General features: G+C 69.7%; 23 protein-coding genes. 16 read left to right on the top strand and 7 right to left on the bottom strand.

Annotation, left to right across the window (positions count from 1 at the left end; genetic code table 11):
• Positions 1-90 precede the first annotated feature (90 nt).
• From pstC to pstB, 3 genes are read left to right on the top strand one after another with little or no spacing between them, the layout of a single operon-like run.
• Positions 91-1101 (top strand): phosphate ABC transporter permease subunit PstC, encoded by a 1011-nt coding sequence (gene pstC / locus ACIF80_RS08995; RefSeq protein WP_399801328.1) that lies wholly within the window; start codon positions 91-93, stop codon positions 1099-1101.
• Entirely contained in the window at positions 1098-2162 is a 1065-nt protein-coding gene (gene pstA / locus ACIF80_RS08990) for a phosphate ABC transporter permease PstA (RefSeq protein ID WP_399801326.1), read from the top strand. The genes pstC and pstA overlap by 4 nt, the downstream gene beginning before the upstream one ends.
• 43 nt (positions 2163-2205) lie before the next feature.
• The gene (gene pstB / locus ACIF80_RS08985) at positions 2206-2982 is read left to right on the top strand and encodes a phosphate ABC transporter ATP-binding protein PstB (RefSeq protein ID WP_399801324.1); all 777 of its coding nucleotides are present in this window, start codon (positions 2206-2208) and stop codon (positions 2980-2982) included.
• 148 nt (positions 2983-3130) lie between these two features.
• Here the strand turns inward: pstB and ACIF80_RS08980 are convergent, their stop codons facing one another.
• Both ACIF80_RS08980 and ACIF80_RS08975 read right to left on the bottom strand, forming a co-directional pair.
• Entirely contained in the window at positions 3131-4129 is a 999-nt protein-coding gene (locus ACIF80_RS08980; RefSeq protein ID WP_399801321.1) for an anion permease, read from the bottom strand.
• 8 nt (positions 4130-4137) lie between these two features.
• A complete protein-coding gene (locus tag ACIF80_RS08975) occupies positions 4138-4758 on the bottom strand; it encodes a DUF47 domain-containing protein (protein ID WP_065003953.1) in 621 nt (206 codons plus the stop codon).
• Positions 4759-4994: 236 nt separating this feature from the next.
• Here ACIF80_RS08975 and ACIF80_RS08970 point away from each other — a divergent pair, with 236 nt between their 5' ends.
• Positions 4995-5474: a metal-sensitive transcriptional regulator gene (locus ACIF80_RS08970; protein ID WP_399801317.1), complete on the top strand. Its 480-nt coding sequence runs from the start codon at positions 4995-4997 to the stop codon at positions 5472-5474.
• Positions 5475-5495: 21 nt separating this feature from the next.
• Here the strand turns inward: ACIF80_RS08970 and ACIF80_RS08965 are convergent, their stop codons facing one another.
• Together ACIF80_RS08965 and ACIF80_RS08960 are read right to left on the bottom strand one after the other, a co-directional pair.
• Positions 5496-5723: a hypothetical protein gene (locus tag ACIF80_RS08965; RefSeq protein ID WP_399802585.1), complete on the bottom strand. Its 228-nt coding sequence runs from the start codon at positions 5721-5723 to the stop codon at positions 5496-5498.
• Between the two features lie 90 nt (positions 5724-5813).
• Positions 5814-6710, bottom strand: a complete 897-nt coding sequence (locus ACIF80_RS08960; RefSeq protein WP_399801315.1) for a hypothetical protein — start codon at positions 6708-6710, stop codon at positions 5814-5816.
• Between the two features lie 142 nt (positions 6711-6852).
• Between ACIF80_RS08960 and ACIF80_RS08955 the strand changes: the two genes are divergently transcribed.
• A complete protein-coding gene (locus tag ACIF80_RS08955) occupies positions 6853-7014 on the top strand; it encodes a hypothetical protein (protein WP_399801313.1) in 162 nt (53 codons plus the stop codon).
• Positions 7015-7112: 98 nt separating this feature from the next.
• On the opposite strand, the gene ACIF80_RS08950 is transcribed toward ACIF80_RS08955, so the two are convergent.
• Entirely contained in the window at positions 7113-7805 is a 693-nt protein-coding gene (locus ACIF80_RS08950; protein ID WP_399801311.1) for a phosphatase PAP2 family protein, read from the bottom strand.
• Between the two features lie 211 nt (positions 7806-8016).
• Positions 8017-9027, bottom strand: a complete 1011-nt coding sequence (locus ACIF80_RS08945; protein WP_399802583.1) for an NlpC/P60 family protein — start codon at positions 9025-9027, stop codon at positions 8017-8019.
• Between the two features lie 79 nt (positions 9028-9106).
• Between ACIF80_RS08945 and ACIF80_RS08940 the strand changes: the two genes are divergently transcribed.
• The 7 genes from ACIF80_RS08940 (at position 9107) to ACIF80_RS08910 (ending at position 16896) form a co-directional block, all read left to right on the top strand.
• Complete coding sequence (locus ACIF80_RS08940) at positions 9107-9394, top strand: hypothetical protein (protein ID WP_399801308.1); 288 nt, start codon at positions 9107-9109, stop codon at positions 9392-9394.
• 235 nt (positions 9395-9629) lie between these two features.
• Positions 9630-9938 carry a hypothetical protein gene (locus tag ACIF80_RS08935; protein WP_042174769.1) on the top strand — a complete coding sequence of 103 codons (309 nt, stop codon included), beginning with the start codon at positions 9630-9632 and terminating at the stop codon, positions 9936-9938.
• Between the two features lie 201 nt (positions 9939-10139).
• The gene (locus ACIF80_RS08930; protein WP_399801305.1) at positions 10140-10970 is read left to right on the top strand and encodes a hypothetical protein; all 831 of its coding nucleotides are present in this window, start codon (positions 10140-10142) and stop codon (positions 10968-10970) included.
• Positions 10960-12300 (top strand): hypothetical protein, encoded by a 1341-nt coding sequence (locus ACIF80_RS08925; RefSeq protein ID WP_399801302.1) that lies wholly within the window; start codon positions 10960-10962, stop codon positions 12298-12300. The genes ACIF80_RS08930 and ACIF80_RS08925 overlap by 11 nt, the downstream gene beginning before the upstream one ends.
• Positions 12297-13856: an SCO6880 family protein gene (locus ACIF80_RS08920; RefSeq protein WP_399801300.1), complete on the top strand. Its 1560-nt coding sequence runs from the start codon at positions 12297-12299 to the stop codon at positions 13854-13856. The genes ACIF80_RS08925 and ACIF80_RS08920 overlap by 4 nt, the downstream gene beginning before the upstream one ends.
• Positions 13857-13869: 13 nt before the next feature.
• A complete protein-coding gene (locus ACIF80_RS08915; protein ID WP_399801297.1) occupies positions 13870-15285 on the top strand; it encodes an ATP-binding protein in 1416 nt (471 codons plus the stop codon).
• Between the two features lie 15 nt (positions 15286-15300).
• Positions 15301-16896, top strand: a complete 1596-nt coding sequence (locus ACIF80_RS08910; RefSeq protein WP_399801294.1) for a type VI secretion protein — start codon at positions 15301-15303, stop codon at positions 16894-16896.
• Between the two features lie 28 nt (positions 16897-16924).
• Here the strand turns inward: ACIF80_RS08910 and ACIF80_RS08905 are convergent, their stop codons facing one another.
• A complete protein-coding gene (locus tag ACIF80_RS08905; RefSeq protein WP_399801291.1) occupies positions 16925-17509 on the bottom strand; it encodes a GNAT family N-acetyltransferase in 585 nt (194 codons plus the stop codon).
• Between the two features lie 94 nt (positions 17510-17603).
• Here ACIF80_RS08905 and ACIF80_RS08900 point away from each other — a divergent pair, with 94 nt between their 5' ends.
• The 4 genes from ACIF80_RS08900 to ACIF80_RS08885 are packed head-to-tail and all read left to right on the top strand — an operon-like array spanning position 17604 to position 21318.
• Complete coding sequence (locus ACIF80_RS08900; RefSeq protein WP_399801289.1) at positions 17604-18524, top strand: ABC transporter ATP-binding protein; 921 nt, start codon at positions 17604-17606, stop codon at positions 18522-18524.
• Positions 18521-19312: an ABC transporter permease gene (locus ACIF80_RS08895; RefSeq protein ID WP_399801286.1), complete on the top strand. Its 792-nt coding sequence runs from the start codon at positions 18521-18523 to the stop codon at positions 19310-19312. Before ACIF80_RS08900 ends, ACIF80_RS08895 begins: the two co-directional genes overlap by 4 nt.
• Positions 19313-19357: 45 nt before the next feature.
• Positions 19358-20638, top strand: coding sequence for a sensor histidine kinase (locus ACIF80_RS08890; RefSeq protein ID WP_399801283.1), 1281 nt, complete (start codon positions 19358-19360; stop codon positions 20636-20638).
• On the top strand, positions 20635-21318 hold the full coding sequence (locus ACIF80_RS08885) for a response regulator (protein ID WP_399801281.1): 684 nt from the start codon (positions 20635-20637) through the stop codon (positions 21316-21318). The genes ACIF80_RS08890 and ACIF80_RS08885 overlap by 4 nt, the downstream gene beginning before the upstream one ends.
• Positions 21319-21423: the final 105 nt, after the last annotated feature.

The raw sequence follows: 21423 nt of genomic DNA, 5'->3' as shown, positions 1-21423 counted from the left end.
CCCCGCCACCCGGGGCCGGACCGCACCGTCCGGTGCACCGCCGCCAGGGGGCCCTCGAACAGCGAGGGATCCCGCAGACCGGAGACCCTGATGGACATATCCACACAGCAGACCGCCCCACCCCCGCCCCCCACCCCCCTGCCCTCGCCGACCGAGCAGAAGCGCGCCGCCCGCGGCGCCACCCGGCCCGGCGACCGGATCTTCCTCGGGCTCTCCCGCGGGTCCGGCATCCTCGTTCTCGCGATCATGGCCGCGATCGCGGGCTTCCTCACGTACCGCGCCGTCCTCGCGCTCAGCAACAACGAGGCCAACTTCTTCACCTCGTTCGACTGGAACCCCAGCGGCAACCCGCCGGAGTTCGGCATCGCGGTCCTGGTCTACGGCACCGTCGTGTCGTCGATCATCGCCATGGTCATCGCGGTCCCGGTCTCGGTGGGCATCGCGCTGTTCATCACGCACTACGCCCCGCGCAGACTCGGCGGCCCCATCGCGTACGTGATCGACCTGCTCGCCGCCGTGCCGTCCATCGTCTACGGCCTGTGGGGCGCGCTCGTCCTGGTGCCGCACATGGACGGCCTCTACGGCTGGCTGAACGACTACCTCGGCTGGACCGGCATCTTCGAGTGGAACGGCGGCGCCGGGCGCTCGCTGTTCACCGTGGGCATCCTGCTCGCCCTGATGATCCTTCCGATCATCACCAGCGTCAGCCGTGAGGTCTTCCGGCAGGCGCCGCAGATGCACCAGGAGGCCGCCCTCGCGCTGGGCGCCACCCGCTGGGAGGTCATCCGCATGTCGGTGCTCCCCTTCGGCCGCTCCGGCGTGATCTCCGCCTCGATGCTGGGCCTCGGCCGCGCGCTCGGCGAGACGATGGCCGTGGCCATGATCCTCTCGCCGTCCTTCGACATCAACGCCAGCCTGCTCGACCCGGGCGGCGGCACGTTCGCGCAGAACATCGCCAGCAAGTTCAACGAGGCCACCGTCATGGGCCGGGACGCGCTGATCGCGTCCGGTCTGGTGCTCTTCGTGATCACCCTGCTGGTCAACGGCGGCGCCCGCCTGATCATCGCCCGTCGCAAGGAGTACTCGGGGGCCAACGCATGAGCCACGCAACGATCACCCCCAAGTCCGCGCACTCCCTGCACGGTGCCCGGCTCCCCAAGTGGTACGCCGTCGCCGTCGCCGCCGGCTCCGTCGCGCTGGGCCTCGGTATCAGCGCCGTGGTCGGCCTGGACAGCAGCATCCAGTGGGCACTGATCGCCGCGCTCCTCTTCGTCGTCGGCTCCTACGCCCTGTCGGCCACGGTCGAGGGCAAGCGCCAGGCCAAGGACCGCACCGCGACCAGCCTGGTCTGGGTCGCCTTCATCATCGCCGTCATCCCGCTGGCCTCCCTCATCTGGGAGACCCTCAAGCGCGGCGTGAAGGTCCTCGACGGCTACTTCCTCAGCCACTCCATGGGCGTCGTCGCCGACAGCGAGCCGGGCGGCGGTATCTACCACGCCATCCTCGGCACCCTGGAGCAGGTCGGCATCGCCTCCCTGATCTCGGTCCCGGTCGGTGTGCTGACCGCGATCTACCTGGTCGAGTACGGGCGCGGCAAGCTCGCCCAGGCCGTCACCTTCTTCGTCGACGTCATGACGGGTATTCCGTCCATCGTCGCCGGTCTGTTCATCCTCAGCCTGTGGATCATCATCCTGGACATGGGCTACTCCGGCTTCGCCGGGTCGCTCGCCCTGTGCATCCTGATGATCCCGGTGGTCGTCCGCTCCACGGAGGAGATGCTCAAGCTCGTCCCGAACGAGCTGCGCGAGGCGTCCCTGGCACTCGGCATCCCGAAGTGGCGCACGATCCTGAAGGTCGTCCTGCCGACGTCCCTCGGCGGCATCACCACCGGCGTCATGCTGGCCATCGCCCGCATCACCGGTGAGACCGCTCCCGTGCTGCTGCTGGTCTGGGGTACGAGCGTGATCAACGCCAACCCCTTCCAGGACCCGCAGGCGTCACTGCCGATGTACATCTATCTGCAGTACCAGAACAGCGGCGGATCCGGCGCGGCCTACGACCGTGCCTGGGCGGCGGCCCTGACGCTCATCGCGTTCATCATGATCCTCAACCTCGTGGCCCGCGGCATCGCCCGCTGGAAGGCCCCGAAGACCGGTCGCTGACGCGGCCATCAGCGACTCGGACCCGAAAGAAGCAGTGATCCCCATGGCCAAGCGCATCGACATCAGCGGCCTCAACGCCTACTACAGTTCCTTCCTCGCCATCGAGGACATCTCGATGACCGTCGAGCCCCGCTCCGTGACCGCCTTCATCGGCCCGTCCGGCTGCGGCAAGTCGACCTTCCTGCGCACGCTCAACCGCATGCACGAGGTCACGCCCGGCGGCAGGGTCGAGGGCAAGGTCATGCTCGACGACGAGAACCTCTACGGCGCCGGCATCGACCCGGTCGCCGTGCGGCGCGAGGTCGGCATGGTCTTCCAGCGTCCCAACCCGTTCCCCACCATGTCGGTCTACGACAACGTGGCGGCCGGTCTGCGCCTGAACGGCAAGTACAAGAAGTCCGAACTGGACGATGTCGTCGAGAAGTCCCTCAAGGGCGCCAACCTCTGGAACGAGGTCAAGGACCGCCTGAACAAGCCCGGCTCGGGCCTCTCCGGCGGTCAGCAGCAGCGGCTGTGCATCGCCCGCGCGATCGCGGTCGAGCCGAAGGTGCTCCTGATGGACGAGCCCTGCTCCGCCCTGGACCCGATCTCCACCCTCGCCATCGAGGACCTGATCGGTGAGCTCAAGGAGCAGTTCACGATCGTCATCGTGACGCACAACATGCAGCAGGCCGCGCGCGTCTCGGACCGCACGGCGTTCTTCAACCTGGCGGCCGTCGGCCAGCCGGGCAGGCTGATCGAGATCGACGACACGGAGCGCATCTTCTCCAACCCGTCGGTCCAGGCCACCGAGGACTACATCTCCGGCCGCTTCGGCTGATCCGAACCCCTCGCGGTGCTGCATGGCGGTGCCACCGCGAGGACGAAAAGGGCCCGCCCCCCACTACCGGGGGCGGGCCCCTTCCTTGGTCCGTACGGTGCCGGACGCGAGGCGCGAAATGCCGGGCGATGTCAGGCGCCGGCGCCGGCTACAGGAATGCCAGGTACACGAGCCCGTACGAGGCCGCCGCCACCAGGGCCGCCGCGGGCATGGTGATGAACCAGCCCAGGATGATGTTCTTGGCGACGCCCCAGCGCACCGCGTTCACCCGCTTCGTCGCGCCGACACCCATGATCGCCGAGGTGATCACGTGCGTCGTCGAGATCGGGGCGTGGAACAGGTACGCCGACCCGAACATGATCGTCGCGCCGGTGGCCTCCGCCGCGAAGCCCTGCGGCGGATCCAGCTCGATGATCTTCCGCCCGAGCGTCCGCATGATGCGCCAGCCGCCGGCGTAGGTACCCGCCGACAGCATCAGGGCGCAGGCGAGCTTCACCCACACCGGGATCGGGTCGCTGTACTCCTCGACGTCGGCGATGACGAGGGCCATCACCACGATGCCCATCGTCTTCTGCGCGTCCTGGAGACCGTGGCCGAGCGCCATGCCGGCCGCCGACACGGTCTGCGCGATGCGGAAGCCCCGCTTGGCTTTGTGCGGATTGGAGTTCCGGAAGATCCACATGATTCCGGTCATGACCAGGTACCCCGCGAGGAGGCCCACGACCGGCGACACGAACATCGGGATGACGATCTTCTCGAGCACCCCGTCCCAGTACACCGTCGTCCCGCCGGCCAGCGCCGCTCCGACCATGCCGCCGAACAGGGCGTGCGAGGAGGAGGACGGGAGGCCGTAGTACCAGGTGATGAGGTTCCAGGTGATCGCGCCGACCAGCGCGGCGAACAGGATTCCCATGCCCGTCGAGCCCTCGGGGGTCTGGATCAGCCCCTCACTGACGGTCTTGGCGACCCCGGACCCGAGGAACGCGCCGGCCAGGTTCATGACGGCTGCCATCGCGAGCGCCACCCGCGGGGTGAGCGCACGGGTCGACACCGAGGTGGCGATGGCGTTCGCCGAGTCGTGGAAGCCGTTCGTGTACGTGAAGAAGAGCGCGACCCCGATGGTCACGATCAGAGCGAAGGTGTCCATGAAGGGGCTCAGGACTCCTTGACGGCGATGGTCTCCACCGTGTTCGCCACATGCTCGAAGGCGTCGGCCGCCTCCTCGAGTACATCCACGATCTGCTTCAGCTTGAGCACCTCGATGGCGTCGTACTTGCCGCTGAAGAGGTGGGCCAGGAGCTTGCGGTGGATCTGGTCGGCCTGGTTCTCCAGGCGGTTGATCTCGATCCAGTACTCGGTGAGGCTGTCCATGGTGCGCAGGTTCGGCATGGCCTCGGCGGTGAGCTCGGCGGCTCGCACCAGGACCTCGATCTGCTGGTCGACGCCCTTGGGAAGTTCCTCGACCTTGTAGAGGACGACCAGGTCGACGGCCTCCTCCATGAAGTCCATGATGTCGTCGAGGGACGACGCGAGGGAGTAGATGTCCTCGCGGTCGAAGGGCGTGATGAACGAGGAGTTCAACTGGTGGAAGATCGCATGGGTGGCGTCGTCACCTGCGTGTTCCGCAGCCCGCATACGCTCGGCGATCTCACCCCGGGCAGGGGTGTCCGCCCCGAGCAGTTCCATGAGGAGTTTCGAGCCCGTGACGATGTTGTCCGCGGAGGCGGCGAACATGTCGTAGAAGCTCGTCTCCCGGGGGGTCAGACGAAAGCGCACGTGGGGTCCTCGGGGTGCATCGGGTTCGGTGTGGCTGATGCTAGGCGCACCATCCAGCCACGACTACGGGCCGCCCACCAGTGTCACCCATCAGACAGCACGACAGACACGGGGGCGGCCCCGGCTGTGCCACGGCCGGTACCGACGGCACCGGCCACAGTCCCTATACCCAGCAAAGTTCGGTACCATATACCCACCAGGGGTATATGTCGCCCGCCATTGCACAGGAGGACGCGATGACGACCACCGAGACCGGCGCGGACGTGCCCCCCTCCCCGGACGGGACGGACGTGACGCACGTAACGGCCACCACCGGAACGAAAAGCATCAATGATGCCCCGAATGTGATCGATCCGACGGACAAGTCCTCCGGCGTGTCGGCCGGCTCCGCACCCGGCTCCGCCCCCGGCGTCGTGACCGATCACGACCGGGGCATCCACGGCTACCACCACGAGAAGCAGGAACACCTCAAGCGTCTGCGCCGCATCGAGGGCCAGATCCGGGGCCTCCAGCGGATGGTCGACGAGGACGTCTACTGCATCGACATACTCACGCAGGTGTCCGCCTCCACCAAGGCCCTGCAGTCCTTCGCGCTGCAACTGCTGGAGGAGCACCTGCGCCACTGCGTGGCGGACGCGGCCCTCAAGGGCGGCGACGAGATCGACGCCAAGGTGAAGGAAGCCACCCAGGCCATCGCCCGCATGCTCCGCACCTGACCCCCCGGCTCCGGACCCGACCTACGAGCCGGGCCGGTACGGGCCGGACCGGTACGGGCGACGCACCCGCACCCCGGCCACCGGCTCCGTACGCACCTCGGCCACCCGCAGCACCTTGTCGATGCTCTCCAGGCTGAGCGGCCCCTGGGCGGCGGAAGCGGCGATGATCAGCTCTCCGCACAGCTCGATCTCGGCGAGGGCCACATGGTCCTGAACCATCCCACCGCCGAGCGGAGCCACGCACGTCACCTCGTCCATACGGTCATACGGCCAGAGACTCCCTAGCGTAGGCAGCCTCATGGGCCCCGCGCATGGCACGTAAGGGCTAGTTCACGCCGGTCACTCTCGGCTCGCGCTCCGGCCCACTCCCCCGGCCCGCTCCTCCGCGATCCGGCCCGCGTAGATGTCGCCGGCCTTCGGGAGGCGTACGTCGACCGGGGTGCCGAAGTCGTAGAGCAGGGTGGTGGAGGCGACCGCGACCGGGGTGGACCGCTCCTCGTTCACGAAGCTGAAGCGGTGCCGGACCTTGCGGATGCGCCCCTGGTCGTCGAGGTAGACGTCGAAGAGGACCTCGGGGGTGGCGAACCCGCTCGCCGCAGCGCCGAGCGGTTTCCTGTTCGCCTCCGAGGCGGCCTGCGCGGCCTCGTGCAGATCCGCGGTGCCCCGGTAGTGGCGCACCGCGGCACCCGCGAGCTCCGTCCTCCCCACGTACGTCGCCGTCCGCACCCCGCGCAGCAGTTCGGCGGCGGTGAACGGGTCGGTGACGCCGCCGGTGACGAGGTTCCCGTCGGACAGGGTCCCGGTGTCCACCCGCACCCACTTGTCGGCGGGCACTCCGGCGCCCCGGTTCTTCATGAACAACGCGCCCGGCGCGAGCAGCTCGGTGATGGGCCGGCGCACCGGCGCCCCGGACGGGTCCTGCGGCAGCAGCACCTTCAGCCGGCCGATCCTCTTCCGGTAGTCGTAGACGCCCTCTCCGCGGATGGTCACGCGGGTGCCGCCGGTGGCCATCTCCATGGACGTACGCGCCTTGGAGCTGCCCGCGTCCACCAGCACGTCCGCGGCCTCCCGCACGGCCGCCGCCACCTCCCCGGCGGCCGTGCCGCCGCCCCCGCCCCCGGTCGCGGCCCCGCTGCGGCCGCACCCCGAGACACCCACGAGGGCCAGCCCGCCGGCCACCCCGAGAACAACGGCCGCATCACCGATTCGCGTACGCCGCAGTTGCCGTCCAGCCATGGTCCGCCCACCCCCGCTACGTCCGACACGGGCTATCCCTTTTTCAGGGTTAACGACCGGTAGGGAACCCCGTCACGGACCCCGTCGCGGGCCGTTTCACGGGCCGTGTCACGCGGCCCCGGCCGGGCGGTACCGTGGTCGGGTGGAACAGCAGGACACCAAGGAGCACTCCCCGGAGCACCGGATCACCACCGCCGAACTGGGACCTTTCTGCTTCGCCCGCTGCAGTTGCGGCTGGCGCGGCCCCGCGCGAAGAGCCAGGAGTCTCGCCCGCACCGAGGGCCGGAAACACGCGATGGGGTGACCTTCCCGGGTACGCACCCGGGGGTCACCCCACCGACAGGTCCGCGCCCTGCTCCCCCATGATCTGCGATCAGTACGGGGGGAGGCGCGCCGCGCGGCCTACGCCGCCAGGTCCCGCCTCCCCGTCTCCGACGACCGCGACTCTCCGGGCATCATCCGTGCGTCGGCCTGCCGTCCTTTGATCAGCCACGCCCCCCGGCGCGACTGCTCGACCGACCGCATCAGCGGGGTCAACAGCGCCATGGCGGGCGGCGACAGGAGCAGCGCGACCGCCGTGCCGAGCGCGAGTCCGCCCACGACGTCCGTCGGGTAGTGCACGCCCATGTAGACCCGGATGAACCCGCCCAGCACGCCGAACGCCAGGCCGATGATCCCGAGTCGGCGGTTGGCCAGGAACAACCCCACCGCCAGCGCCATGCAGAGCGTCGCGTGGTCGCTGACGAACGAATAGTCGGTCTTGCCGTCGACCAGGACCTCGAGCCCCTCGTGATCGAGGAAGGGTCTGCGCCGTTCCACGAACTCGCGGATCGGCACGTTGATCAGGACCGCGACGCCCGCCGCGAGCGGAGCCCACACCAGGGCCGCCACCGTCGGAGCCGCGTCCTCGCCGCCCCGCTTCCTGACACCCCACCAGCACCACACCAGCATCGCCAGCAGGGCGAACAGCAGGCCGAACTCGCCCACGAACTCCATGGTGTGGTCGAGCCACGGTGGCGCGGCCTTCGCCAGGCCGTTGATGTCATACAGCAGGTCGACGTCGGGGTTCGACCCGGAGTCGGCGAGTCCAGCCATTGGTGCTGAGGCCCCTTCGTCATCTCTCTCGGCGCACAGTGAGATACGCCGCTCCGCCACCCCCGTGGTGTGTAGTTCCGCTGACTGTTCGGGCTACGACAACAGGAACGCATGACTCTTGCCCGTACGTTCCAACTCCACTGAATGATCACGCAGACGTTATCGAAGAGAGATACGTCTTCGCAGCTCAGAGGGGTGCTTCAGCGGCTGCTCAGACCGTCGTGGGGAGCGCTTTCGCGCCATCTTCGGTGACGCGGGTGGCACCAAAGTAATCAGGTGTGTCGATCGGGTCGAATCGGATCACCGCTCCCGGACGGGGCGCATTGATCATGTACCCGCCACCGACATACATGCCCACATGCCGGATCGCCCGCGAATTGGTGAGGTCGTCCGAGAAGAAGACCAGATCGCCGGGGAGCAGTTCGTCCCGCGCGGGATGCGGTCCCGCGTTGTACTGGTCGTTCGCCACCCGCGGCAGCGTGATCCCCACACTCTCGTACGCGGCCTTCGTCAACCCCGAGCAGTCGAAGCGTCCTCCCTGGTCAGCGGTGCCGTTACCACCCCAGAGGTAGAGCGTGCCGAGCTTCTTCTGAGCGTAGGCGATGGCTCCGGCGGCCTGCTTGGACGGGTCGACGCGGCCGACCGGAGCGGCGAAACTCTTCTCCAGCGAGAGGATGCGCTGGACGTAGTTCTGCGTCTCCTTGTACGGCGGCACCCCGCTGTACTTGATGACCGCGTACGCCCCCGCGTTGTAGGAGGCCAGCATGTTTTCGGTCGGATTCCCCGGGACGTCCTTCACATAGCCCGCGAGGGCGCAGTCGTACGTCGCGGCCGACGGAATCGCGTCGTTCGGGTCCCATACGTCCCGGTCCCCGTCCCCGTCCCCGTCCACCCCGTGGGTGGCCCAGGTGCCGGGGATGAACTGGGCGATGCCCTGCGCCGCCGCGTGGCTCTGCGCCTTCGGGTTGAACCCGCTCTCCTGGTAGAGCTGGGCGGCGAGCAGCGCCGGGTTGATGGCCGGGCAGAGATTGCCCCAGGTCTGCACGAGCTGCTGGTACGCGGCCGGTACGGCGCCCTTCGCCAGCGCCTTGGCGGCCCCGCCGCCGACCCCGCCCGCGAGGTTCCCCGCGACGACATAGACCCCGACGGCGAGCAGCATGACGAAGGCGAGTACGGAACCCCCGGCCACCCCTGCCGCGATCCATGCCTTACGCACCGTCAACCGCCCCTCGTCGTCCAGGAGTCCGCCGCCCACGTCCGGGGTCAGTGTAGAGGCGGGCACCCCTCTCCGGGGTGATCATGTGAAGGGAGCAACGGACGCGTCACGCGGGCCGGGACGCACGACGGAGTCCACCGACCCCGGCGGAGCGATACGCACCGCCACCCCTGACGATTCCCTGACCCTCATTCAGTCGCTCAAGGCGGAGCGGCAGATGGCGGAGGGCCGGCGTACCGGCATCGAGGTGGTCGTCGGCGACGACGACACGGTCCGTATCCGCGCCACCGCGGCCCCCGACACCACCGTCACCACGGACCGACGTGAGTGGGACACCTTGTCCTGGGCCTGTCCTGGGCGTGCGCGTGGGTGAGTTCGAGCATTTCGCGGCACGACCGTGATACACAGAGTGACGATACGATTCATCACCCACCGACCCGCGCCCCTCTCGGGGACCGGCGCGCGCCGGTGACAGCCATTGTTCATACGAAACCCGCCAACTAATGACGTCGAGTCGGCATGCGACGGCGTCATCGTCGGCGACAATGGGCCCTGACCTCTGCATGCCCGCAGAGGCACGGAACAACCCGACAGGGGCGGTGACTTACATGTTCTTCGCGGCCGACGAGGGAGACATCAACACCATCATCGGCGGGATCGCTCCCGACTGGGGTCCCTTCGGCAGCCTGGGCAACGAGGCCAAGGTCATGATCGAAGTGGTCATGGCGCTCGCCATCCTGATCTGCCTCGGCATCGCGATCTGGGGCGCGGCGAAGCAGCGCATCGGTGCGACGGCGCTGCGGGACACGTTCAGCGCGGAGCAGGGCAAGGGCCTGATCATCGCCGGCCTCACAGGCGTCTTCATCATCGGTTCACTGGGCACGGTGTTCACCATCGTGTACGGAATGGCCGTGTAGGGCGCCGCCTCATGCGTCTGACCGGGCATGCCCGGCCTCCCCTCCACCCCACCCGTCCGTCGCGCCCACCGCCTGAGGTTGCGTTTCCCTGATGTCGACTCATAACACCGCGTCCGCGCGGGGACCAGCACGGCTACCGTCGTACCAGGAGTACGCGGAGTACGAGGTGTTTCCGCACCACGCTGAGGGGGCGCACGCGGTATGAGTCTCGGGGACGAGTACGAGAACACCAGCGGGTACGGCGGCACGGGCCAGACCCGCACCCGCATGCCGGAGAGCGGCGGCGGTCCGCACGGCGGCGGGCGCAGAGGCGGCCGCACGTCGTCCCGCAGCCTGGTCACGGTGGTCGGCGTGGTGGTGCTCCTGATCGCCGCGATCGCCTTCGCGAACCGTGGAGGAGAGGATTCCTCAACGGACGAGGGCGACGACTCCCCGAAGACGGCGGCAACGGCCCCCTCCGGGGAGAAGCCGGTCCGGTCGGCGAACGCCGGCATCCCCTCCGGCTTCGCCCACGACCGCCAGGGGGCGGAGAGCGCGGCGGCGAACTACTCCGTCGTGCTTGGCTCGGCGGAGTTGTTCGATGCCGGCCGTCGGCGTGACATCGTCACGGCCGTCTATGCCCCCGATGTCGCCGCGGCTCGGCAGGCGGACCTTGACCGGGCGTACTCCAACGAGGAGTTCCTGACGAACATCGGCCTCGACAAGGCCGGCAAGGCTCCCGCCGGACAGACCTTCGTCTCTCGTGTGATCCCAGTGGGAACCAAGGTCACGAAATCGACCGAGAACGATGCCACTGTCGAGGTCTGGTACACCTCCCTGTTCGGTCTCTCCGGCGAGGGTTCGACCAACCCTGTGACGGAGAGCTGGTACACCACCACGTATCAGCTGTCATGGGTGGAGGACGATTGGAAGATCACGGACTTCCAGCAGAAGGACGGCCCCGTCCCAGTCGGGCGCGACCAGCAAGCCTCCACCGCCGACGACATGACGAAGGCTGTCGAGGAATTCGGAGGGTTCACGTATGCGCGCTAACCACCGCTTCCTCAAACTCACAGCCGCTATCGCCGTCGTACAAGCCGCCGCGGTGTTGCTCGCCACACGCGCCGTCGCTGCGCCCACGCCTACCCCCGAGGACAGCAACGACCCCTGCGACTTGATTCGCGGACCCGCCAAGGACTACTGCGACCGAGGAGACGGCGGCGGCTCCGGCGGCTCCGGCGGCGGAGCCGGCTCCCTCAACGACCCCACCTCCGCCCTCGACCCCCTCGGCTCCCTCGCCCAGGGCTGCGCCGACGCCGCCGGCTGGACGATCAAGAAGCTCAGCGCCGCCGTCGACGAGACGGCGACCGTGGACTTCACCAACCCGACGTTCCTGAAGCAGTACGCGGTCGTCTTCGCCGCGTCGACGATCCTGACGCTGCTCCTGTGGCTGATGGCGGTCGCCAAGCGGGCCGTACGAGGTGTCCCCCTCACGACGGCCCTGTCCGAGGCGATCGGCTTCCTGTGGCTCACGGTGCTGGCCTCGGCGTTCACCCCGCTGATCCTCTACACCATCGTGTCGGCCACGGACGGCGTGACGGACGTGCTGGCGAAGGCGACCGGCGACCAGACGAGCACGTTCTTCGGCACGTTCGCCGGCGCCCTGGAGAAGGGCGAGGACATCGGCGGCGGCCCGATCATGCTGATCGTCGTCTCGCTGGTGTCGATCGTCGCGGCCGGTGTGCTGTGGCTGGAGCTGGTCATCCGCGCGGCGCTGCTCTACGTGGGCGCGCTGCTGGGCACGGTCGTGTACGCGGGTCTGGTCGACAAGAACCTGTGGGGCCACGTCCGGCGCTGGGCGGGCATCATGATCGCGGTGATCCTGGTGAAGCCGGTCATCGTCATAGTGCTGGGCCTGGCGGGCGCGCTGTCCAACGAGGACGGCCCGAACGCGTTCTCCGCCGTGGTGTCCGGCCTGGCGATCATCCTGCTCGCCATTTTCGCCAGTGCGATGATCTACCGCTTCGTGCCGGGCTTCGGCGACGAGATCGCGAACTCGCGCAACAACCGTCTCATGCAGGGCGCCGAAGGCAAGGCCGCCGCCGTGATGAGCTCCCCGGCGACCATGGTCGCGCAGGGCATCAAGACCCACAGCACGCGCGCCGACAACAACGGCTCGGGCGGCGGCCAGTCGTCCGGCGGCGGCGCCCGCTCGTCCAACCCCGTCTCCGGCGGAGTCGCCGCGCACAGCGCGCGCACCTCGAACGGCGGCGGCGGATCTGTCCCCTCCGCCGCACCCGCCCCCCGTCAGGGCAGCCCGGTGAGCACGCCCCACGGGAACCGCAACAGCAGCAACAACAGCACGGGAGGTGAAGGGCGTTGACGACCGAAGCACACGTGTCCCATCCGGTCACGCCCCGCCGTACGTATCTGATCGGCCGGGCCCGGCCGAACGCGATCGTCGGCCGCAATCGTGAGACCGGCGAGATCGCGCTGATCGTCGTGGGCGCGTTCCTCGGCATGATGGCCGGTCTCCTCGTCCCCGTCCTGACCCTGCGGATCGTGCTGCTCGCAGGCCTCCCGATGATCGCGCTGGCGGCCGTGTACGTCCCGTACAAGGGCCGCACCTTCTACAAGTGGTTCGAAATCAACCGCAGTTACAAGCGGACCCTGCGCCAGGGCACGACGTACCGCTCGGGCGTCGTCGAGGCCGGCATCCGGCTCGACGGCCGGGAGGTCGAGGTCGGGCCGCCGCCCGGGATCGGCCGGATCACCTGGCTCGCCGCCCCCTTCGGGCCCGACGAGATCGCCGTACAGCTGCACGCGGACCGCAAGACGGTGACCGCCGCCATCGAGATCGAGGGCCCCGGCGTCGGCCTGCGCGACTCCGAGGACCAGGAGGCGCTCGTCGACCGCTTCGGCACGCTGCTCAAGCACGTGGCCAACGGCGACGGCTTCGTCACCCGCATCCAGATGCTCGCCCGCACGCTGCCCGCCGACCCCGACGCGCACGCCAAGGACGTCTCCCAGCGCGGGGACGACAAGGCGCCGTACTGGCTCCAGCAGTCGTACGACCAGCTGCAGTCCATGGTGTCGACCAGCAGCGAGCAGCACCGCGCGTACCTCGTCGCCTGCATGCACTACACGCGCGAGCTGGCCGCCGAGGCCAACGCGATGGCGCGCGCGGTGCGCACCCAGAGCCGCCGCAAGGTGGACCGGGACGCCGGGCTGGCCGTCGTCATGGCCCGTGAGCTGACCGACATCTGCTCCCGGCTCCAGGAGGCCGACATCCGCGTACGGCAGCCGCTCGGCCAGAGCCGCCTGTCCTCGCTGATCCACTCCATGTACGACCCGGACCACCCGATCGACCACATCCAGGCGATGACGAAGCGCAACGCCTGGCCGGCCGAACTCGACGCCATGGAGCCCACCTACCTCCAGGCCAAGACCCGCGAGTCCTCCACCCGCGCCCCCTGGTGCCACGCCACGGCCTGGGTGAAGGAATGGCCGATGACCCCGGTGGGCGTCAACTTCCTGGCGCCGCTCCTCGTCCACACCCCGGACGTGATCCGCACGGTCGCCGTGACGATGGACCTGGAACCCACCGAGGTCGCCATCGAGCGCATGCTGACGGAGAAGACCAACGACGAGGCCGAGGCGTCCCGCGCCGCGAAGATGAACCGCACGGTCGACCCGCGCGACATCGCCGCCCACGGCCGGCTCGACCAGCGCGGCGAGGACCTCGCCAGCGGCGCGGCCGGCGTCAACCTCGTCGGCTACATCACCGTCTCCTCCCGCAATCCCGAGGCGCTGGCCCGCGACAAGCGGACCATCAGGGCCTCGGCCGGAAAGTCGTACCTGAAGCTGGAGTGGTGCGACCGCGAGCACCACCGCGCCTTCGTGAACACACTCCCGTTCGCCACCGGCATTCGAAGGTAGGGGCTGAGTTCTGATGCGGGATCCGCTGTCCGTCGTCACCGACGCCTTCACGTCGTTCCTGTTCGGGAAGGTCGAGACGACACGGCTGCCGGTGCGCACCTCCACGGGCCAGGCACAGGCCGTCTACCTCCCGACCGCCGCCCCCGGCCTCGGCGACTCCGGCGTGATCATCGGCCGCGAGGTCTACTCCGGCAAGGGCTACATCTACGATCCGTTCCAGCTCTACGGCCAGCAGCTGCCCGCACCGCACTGGCTGGTCCTCGGCGAGTCCGGCAACGGCAAGTCGGCGCTGGAGAAGACGTACGTCATGCGCCAGCTGCGCTTCCGCGACCGCCAGGTCGTCGTCCTGGACGCCCAGGGCGAGGACGGTGTCGGCGAGTGGAACCTCATCGCGCAGGAACTCGGCATCACTCCCATCCGGCTGGACCCGACGGCCGCCCTGGACCACGGCATCCGGCTCAACCCGCTCGACCCGTCGATCACCACGACCGGTCAGCTCGCCCTGCTGCGCACCATCATCGAGGTCGCGATGGGGCACGGTCTGGACGAGCGCGCCGGCTTCGCGCTGAAGGTCGCGCACGCCTTCGTCACCGAGACGATCGTCGAACGCCAGCCGGTCCTCACCGACATCGTCGAGCGGCTGCGCCACCCCGAGGCGGAGTCGGCGGAGGCGATGAACGTCGCCATAGACGACGTACGGGCCTGGGGCCTGGACGTCGCCCTGGTGCTGGACCGGCTCGTCGACGGTGACCTGCGCGGCATGTTCGACGGCCCGACGACGGTCGGCATCGACCTGGACGCACCGCTGATCGTCTTCGACCTGTCCCACATCGACCGCAACTCCATCGCGATGCCGATCCTGATGGCGATCGTCGGCGTGTGGCTGGAGCACACCTGGATCCGCCCCGACCGGAAGAAGCGCATCTTCCTGGTCGAGGAGGCCTGGCACATCATCAACAGCCCGTTCGTGGCCCAGCTGTTCCAGCGGCTGCTCAAGTTCGGACGCCGGCTGGGCCTGTCGTTCGTCGCGGTCGTCCACCACCTGTCCGACGTCGTGGACGGGGCGGCGGCGAAGGAGGCGGCGGCCATCCTCAAGATGGCGTCGACCCGGACCATCTACGCCCAGAAGGCCGACGAGGCACGGGCGACGGGCAGAGTGCTGGGCCTGCCCCGGTGGGCGGTGGAGATCATCCCCTCGCTCACCCCGGGCATCGCCGTCTGGGACGTCAACGGCAACGTCCAGGTCGTCAAACACCTCATCACCGACACCGAACGCCCCCTGGTCTTCACCGACCGCGCGATGACCGAGTCCTCCCTCGACTTCGCCGCCGCCGACGACGCCCTGCGCGCCGCCGAGCTGGAGGCGGAGCAGCGGGCGGCGGCCTTCGTGGAACAGCACGTCGGCGACTCCGAATCGACGGTGGCGTAGGGGGAAGGGATCCACGTGAGACCGGACGGTCACGGCGGCGGACAGGGCCAGGGACGGAGCGGCCAGGGCGGCATCCCGGACGGGCTGCTGGTCGGGCTGCTCGCGTTCCTGCTCGGCATCACCCTGCTGGTGTGGACGGCCACGGGCCTCGCGGGCCTCTTCGCCCGCGGCTCCTGGCCGTCCGGCGTCACCTTCACCCGCGCCCCGGTCGCCATACGCCACCTCATCTCCGAACCCCACGACATCCCGGGCGCCTGGCCGGACACCCCGGCCTCCGCCCTCTCGGGGTACGGGCTGTTCTGGGGCCTGTTCATCGGCCAGCTGATGCTGCTCGTCGTCCTCACCGTCTTCGTCCTGGGCACGGTGGCCCGCTGGCGGGCCGTACGAGCCCGGCAGAAGGCGGAGCGGGCGGCAGGACGCGCGGCGGCCGCGACCGCGGCACCAGAGCCGGAACCGAAGCCGATCCAGCACGAGGTACCGACCCCGAGAACGGCCCCCGAGCCCGGTCCTGAACCCGTACGGGAGCGGGAAACGGCACCGCCACCCGTCACCGCACCGCTGACCGTCATGACACCGCCGCAGGAAGCCGCCCCCGCCGAAACCCGCTCTTTCTCAGGGAACTCGGCGAACTCGAAGGAGTCGCCGCACCCGGCACCTCCGGCGCCCTCGACGGTCTCGACGCCCTCGGTCCATCCGGTGTTCTACGGCCCCCCGGACACCCGTCGCACCACCGCCGCAGCGGCCGTACGGGACGCGGAGGGCCCCGTCCTCGTCCTCACCTCGAATCCCGCCCTCTGGGAGGAGACGAAGGACGGACGGGCCAAGCTCGGCCCCACCCGCCTCTACGACCCGACCCACCGCTGCGACACCCCGGCCCGTCTGCACTGGTCGCCCACGAGCGGCTGCGAGAACAAGGACACGGCCGTCGCACGCGCCGCCGCCCTGCTGGCCCCGGTCCGCCCCGCCTCCCGGCTCGACCAGGCCGTCAGCGACACCGCCCAGCTCCTCCTGCGGAGCTATCTGCACGCCGCCGCCATCGACGGCCGTACCGTCCGCCACATCCACCGCTGGGCGCAGGGCACCCAGGTCCAGGACGCCGTACGCATCCTGCGCACCCACCCGAAGGCCGCCCCGGGCGCCGCGGGCGAACTCGAGGCGACCCTCACCGCGTACCCCGAACGCCGGGACATCGCCCAGCAGCTGACGACGCGTGCGTTGTCGGCCCTGTCCACGGTCAACGTCCGTGAGGCCTGCACACCCAACCGAACTGATGCGCTCGCCCTGGATTCCTTCGTCCACGAAGGGGGCACACTTTATGTGGTGGGTGAATCCATCGAGGATCCCCGCACCCGTCCGGGTGCGATGCCGTTACTGACGGCCCTCACCTCAAGCGTGGTCGAGCACGGCCGACGCATGGCCGAACGGTCATCCTTCGGTCGGCTCGACCCACCATTCACCCTGATCCTGGACGACGTGGCGGCCGTGGCCCCCCTCCCCCAGCTCCCGGACCTCCTCACCACCGGCCCGGACCGGGGCATGCCCACCCTGGCCCTCCTCCGCTCCCGAGAACAGTCCCGCTCCCGCTGGCCCCACGACGAACTCCCGGTGTGAACGACGAAGACAGGCCGAGCGGGAGCGTTCAGCGCTCGACCACCATCTCCAGCTCGTGCTCGTCGGGCTTCCCCTCCAGCGGCACAGTCACCCCGCTCTCGGTGAACCCCGCCTTCCGGTAGAAGCCCAGAGCCCGCGCGTTCTCCGAGTGCACAATGAGCCGCACCCTGTCCAGGCCCTCCCTCCAGGCCCACTCCAGCGCGGCCTCGAACAGTGCCCCGCTGGGCCCGCTCCCCCGGTGCTCGGGCGCCACGTACACCCCGACGAGATGCCCCTGCCGACGCTCGACAGACATCCCGGCCCAGTCCGTCGTACCGGCCTCCTCGACCACCACGGCCACCGTGCCCACCAGCGCACCGTCCGCCGTCTGGGCGACGAACTGCCGCACCCCGCCCGTCCCTTCGGCGGCGTTCGCCGTCCGCTCCCGCCAGTAAGCGTCGGGACGCACAGCCGCCCCCTCGTAGGTGTCCATGTACGCGATGTCCGCGACCGGGTCCCGCAGCGCGGCCAGCCGCAACGCCTTCACCGCGGCCCACTCCCCGGACCGCACGGACCGGACCACGTACTCCCCGAAAACGGTGCTGAGAGCTTCCCCGGAAGGCGTAGTACTCATACCGGCCACCGTAGTACCCGAGTACGACCGTCCTCACCCGGAATACTGCCCCTGGTCCGACGCCCGGTGCCGCCTCGCGGACGAGCATCGAAGCATGATTACGGCACAGGAACTCACCAAACGCTACGGCGACCGGACCGTCGTCACCGACCTGTCCTTCACCGTCCGCCCCGGCACCGTCACCGGCTTCCTCGGCCCGAACGGCGCCGGCAAGTCCACCACCCTGCGCATGCTCCTCGGCCTGGACGCCCCCACCCGCGGCCACGCCACCGTGTCCGGCCGCTCCTACGCCGCCCACCCCGCGCCGCTCACCGAGGTCGGCGCGTTGCTGGAGGCCCGCTCCGTCCACCCTGGCCGCACCGCCCACCACCACCTCCAGGCCCTCGCCCACACCCACGGCATCCCCCGGAGCCGCGTCGAGCACGTCCTCGACCGGACCGGCCTCACCGAGGTCGCCCACCGCCGGGTCAAGGGCTTCTCCCTCGGCATGGGCCAGCGCCTCGGCATCGCCGCCGCGCTGCTCGGCGACCCGGCCGCCCTCGTCCTCGACGAACCGGTCAACGGCCTCGACCCCGAGGGCGTCCTGTGGATCCGCACCCTGCTCAAGTCCCTGGCCGCGGAGGGCCGTACGGTCCTCGTCTCGTCCCACCTGATGAGCGAGATGGCCCTCACCGCCGACCACCTCGTCATCATCGGGCGCGGCCGGCTCCTCGCCGACACCACCGTCACCGACTTCGTCCGCCGGTCCGGCACGGGCACCGTCAAGGTCGTCACCCCGGACGCCGCCGCCCTGGCCGGCCTCCTCGCCGCCCCCGGCGTCACCCTCACCACCGACGCCCCCGGCAGCCTCGCCGTACGCGGCACAAACGCCGAACACATCGGCCGAACCGCCGCGGCCCACGGCATCCCCCTGTACGAACTCACCCCGAACACGGCCTCCCTGGAGGATGCCTTCATGAACCTCACCCACGACACGGTCGAGTACACCGCCACCATGGAAGGAGCGGCAGCATGACCACCACCGCCTCTGTCGCCATCACTTCCGCGCACCGAGTGACCCCGTACCGCGTCCTGCGCTCCGAATGGCACAAGCTGTGGACGCTCCGCTCCACCTGGATCAACCTCGCCGCCACCGCCGTCCTGACCCTCGGCATGGGCGCGGGCATCAGCGCCGCCTACGACGGCAGTGGCGAAGGCGGCCTCGACACGGTCGTCTTCGTTCTCCTCGGCACCCAGTTCGCCACCATCAACCTCGCCGTCCTCGGCATACTCGCCACCGCGGGCGAGTACTCCACCGGCCAGATCCGCGCCACGATGACCGCGGTCCCCCGCCGCCTGCCCGTCCTGTGGTCCAAGGCCGCCGTACTGGCCGCGGTCGCCTTCGTCCTCAGCCTGTGGACCAACCTGCTCACCTTCCCCCTGGCCCAGTTCTTCCTCACCGGCACCGACCAGGCCGCGGCCCTCAGCGACCCGGGCGTCCTGCGCGGCCTGGCCGGCAACGCGGCCGGCCTCACCCTCCTCGCCGTCATGGCCCTCGGACTCGGCGCCGTCGCCCGCTCGATCCCCCTCGCGACCGGCGCCTACATCGGCCTCGTCATGATCGTCCCGGAGGTCCTGCGGATGCTCCCGTACGCCGTCGACGACGCCGTCCGCTACTTCCCCGCCAAGGCCCTGGAATCCCTCACCGCGGCCCAGCACGGCCCGGGTGCGGCCGCACCGGGCGCCGCGCTGCTCGCCCTGACCCTGTGGGCGGCGGCCTCCCTCGCCGCAGCGGCGGTGACCCTGCGCCGCCGGGACGTCTGACCCGTGCCACCCCTCGGGTTCCCTCCGGCCGACGGGCCCACCACCATGAACCCCGTGGCGAACGACGACCTGGAGGCGCCGACGGAGGAACCACCGGCAGAGCCCCTCACCCAGTACATTCAACGCCTCAACCAGCGGGTGCGCGCCTTCGACCGGCGCCACCCGCTGCTGTGGGACCTGCACTTCACCGGTTTCTGGGTGATGGCCGCCCTCATCGACTACACCAGCGGCGGCTGGCGCAACATCACTCACAACCCGGACACCCCCGGCTGGCTCCTGCTCGTCCTGAGCCTCGGCCTGTCCGCCCCTCTTCTGCGGCGTCGCACCCACCCTGCGGCAATCCTGCTCGCCATGGCCCCGTTCGCGCTGGTCAACGCCTGGACCGGCGCCGCCCTCCAGGCGGCCCTGCTGCAACTCGTCGCCGTCTACCACGTCGCCCTGCGCCTCCCGCTGCGCAACCTGTGGTGGACGACCGCCCTCGTCCTCACCCCGGTCGCGGTTTCCACGGCCCGCCACGGAGAGGGCGAGTGGAGTCAGCAGATCGGCTCGCAGCTGACCTCCGTCGTCGTGGTGGCCCTCATCGGCGTCACGGTCCGCACCCGCCAGAACTACACCGAGGCCCTGGAGGACCGCGCCCGCCGTCTGGAGACCGAACGCGACCAGCAGGCCCAGCTCGCCACCGCCGCGGAACGCGCCCGTATCGCCCGCGAGATGCACGACATCATCGGCCACAACCTCTCCGTCATCACGGGCCTGGCCGACGGCGGCAAGTACGCGACCACCAAGTCCCCGGAACGCGCCGCCCAGGCACTGGACGCCATCGGCACCACCAGCCGCCAGGCCATGAGCGAACTCCGCCGCCTCCTGGACGTCCTGCGGGACGACGAGACCGGCCCTCACCCCGCCGAGCTGACCCCCCAGCCCACCCTCACCGACCTCGAACACCTCATCAACGGCGTCCGCGCCGCGGGCCTCCCCGTCCACACCACGGTCGAAGGCCGGGCCGACCTCCCCGCCGGCCGCCAGCTCACCGTCTACCGCGTCATTCAGGAAGCCCTCACCAACACCCTCAAACACGCCGGCCCGGACACCACCGCCGAGATCACCCTCGTCTACGGCGACCAGGGCGCCGTCACGGCCACGATCACCGACACCGGCACCAGAACCGGCACCGCCGGAACGGACACTCCCGCCGACGGCCGCGGCCTCCCGGGAATGCGTGAGCGAACCGCCCTGTACGGCGGCACACTTGAGGCCGGCCCACGCCCCCGCCCCGAACAGGGCTGGCGCGTCCACCTGCACCTCCCGGAGGAAACCCCGCAGTGACCACCGTCCTCATAGCCGACGACCAACCCCTCCAGCGCTTCGGTTTCCGCATGCTGCTGGAGAGCCAGGACGACATGACGGTCCTCGGCGAGGCGTCCGGTGGCAGCGAAGCGATCCGCATGACAGCCGAACTGCACCCCGACGTCGTCCTGATGGACATCCGCATGCCCGGCATGGACGGCATCGAGGCCACCCGCCACATCGTCGCCGCCGGCGACCGCACCCGCGTCCTCATCCTCACCACGTTCGACCTCGACGAGTACGCCTACGCAGGCCTCCGCGCCGGCGCCTCCGGCTTCCTCGTCAAGGACGCCCAACCGGAGGAACTCCTCTCCGGCATCCGCTCCGTGGCCACCGGCGACGCGGTCGTCGCACCCAGCCTGACCCGCCGTCTCCTGGACGCCTACGCCCACCACTTGCCGACATCCACCCGCCAGGACCCCTCCACACCCACGGCCCCGTACACCGACCCACGGCTGAACACCCTCACCGAACGCGAACGCGAGATCCTCACCGTCATCGGCCAGGGCTGGACCAACACGGAAATCGCCACCCGCCTCCACCTCGCCGAATCGACGGTGAAGACCCACGTCAGCCGCGTCCTCGCGAAGACGGGCTCGAGGGACCGCATCCAGGCGGTGATCCTGGCCTACGACACACAGCTGGTGGAGCCGTCATAAACACAACGGGAAACGCGGAAAGCCCCGTGCCGAATGGCACGGGGCTTTCCCCTTCTAAGAATTGTTCGGCGGCGTCCTACTCTCCCACAGGGTCCCCCCTGCAGT

It is taken from the genome of Streptomyces sp. NPDC085927 (genome assembly GCF_044540975.1).
Taxonomy (GTDB): domain Bacteria; phylum Actinomycetota; class Actinomycetes; order Streptomycetales; family Streptomycetaceae; genus Streptomyces; species Streptomyces hirsutus.
The sequence above is the reverse complement of the archived record's forward strand: the minus strand, read 5'-3'. Positions and strand labels throughout refer to the sequence as shown.

Coding starts and splice junctions, on each gene's coding strand:
- pstC (WP_399801328.1), top strand. CDS start 91: ATGGACATATCCACACAGCAGACCGCCCCACCCCCGCCCCCCACCCCC.
- ACIF80_RS08925 (WP_399801302.1), top strand. CDS start 10,960: ATGCGCGCTAACCACCGCTTCCTCAAACTCACAGCCGCTATCGCCGTC.
- ACIF80_RS08915 (WP_399801297.1), top strand. CDS start 13,870: ATGCGGGATCCGCTGTCCGTCGTCACCGACGCCTTCACGTCGTTCCTG.
- ACIF80_RS08930 (WP_399801305.1), top strand. CDS start 10,140: ATGAGTCTCGGGGACGAGTACGAGAACACCAGCGGGTACGGCGGCACG.
- ACIF80_RS08890 (WP_399801283.1), top strand. CDS start 19,358: ATGAACCCCGTGGCGAACGACGACCTGGAGGCGCCGACGGAGGAACCA.
- ACIF80_RS08895 (WP_399801286.1), top strand. CDS start 18,521: ATGACCACCACCGCCTCTGTCGCCATCACTTCCGCGCACCGAGTGACC.
- ACIF80_RS08980 (WP_399801321.1), bottom strand. CDS start 4,129: ATGGACACCTTCGCTCTGATCGTGACCATCGGGGTCGCGCTCTTCTTC.
- pstB (WP_399801324.1), top strand. CDS start 2,206: ATGGCCAAGCGCATCGACATCAGCGGCCTCAACGCCTACTACAGTTCC.
- ACIF80_RS08950 (WP_399801311.1), bottom strand. CDS start 7,805: ATGGCTGGACTCGCCGACTCCGGGTCGAACCCCGACGTCGACCTGCTG.
- ACIF80_RS08960 (WP_399801315.1), bottom strand. CDS start 6,710: ATGGCTGGACGGCAACTGCGGCGTACGCGAATCGGTGATGCGGCCGTT.
- ACIF80_RS08935 (WP_042174769.1), top strand. CDS start 9,630: ATGTTCTTCGCGGCCGACGAGGGAGACATCAACACCATCATCGGCGGG.
- pstA (WP_399801326.1), top strand. CDS start 1,098: ATGAGCCACGCAACGATCACCCCCAAGTCCGCGCACTCCCTGCACGGT.
- ACIF80_RS08900 (WP_399801289.1), top strand. CDS start 17,604: ATGATTACGGCACAGGAACTCACCAAACGCTACGGCGACCGGACCGTC.
- ACIF80_RS08905 (WP_399801291.1), bottom strand. CDS start 17,509: ATGAGTACTACGCCTTCCGGGGAAGCTCTCAGCACCGTTTTCGGGGAG.
- ACIF80_RS08970 (WP_399801317.1), top strand. CDS start 4,995: ATGACGACCACCGAGACCGGCGCGGACGTGCCCCCCTCCCCGGACGGG.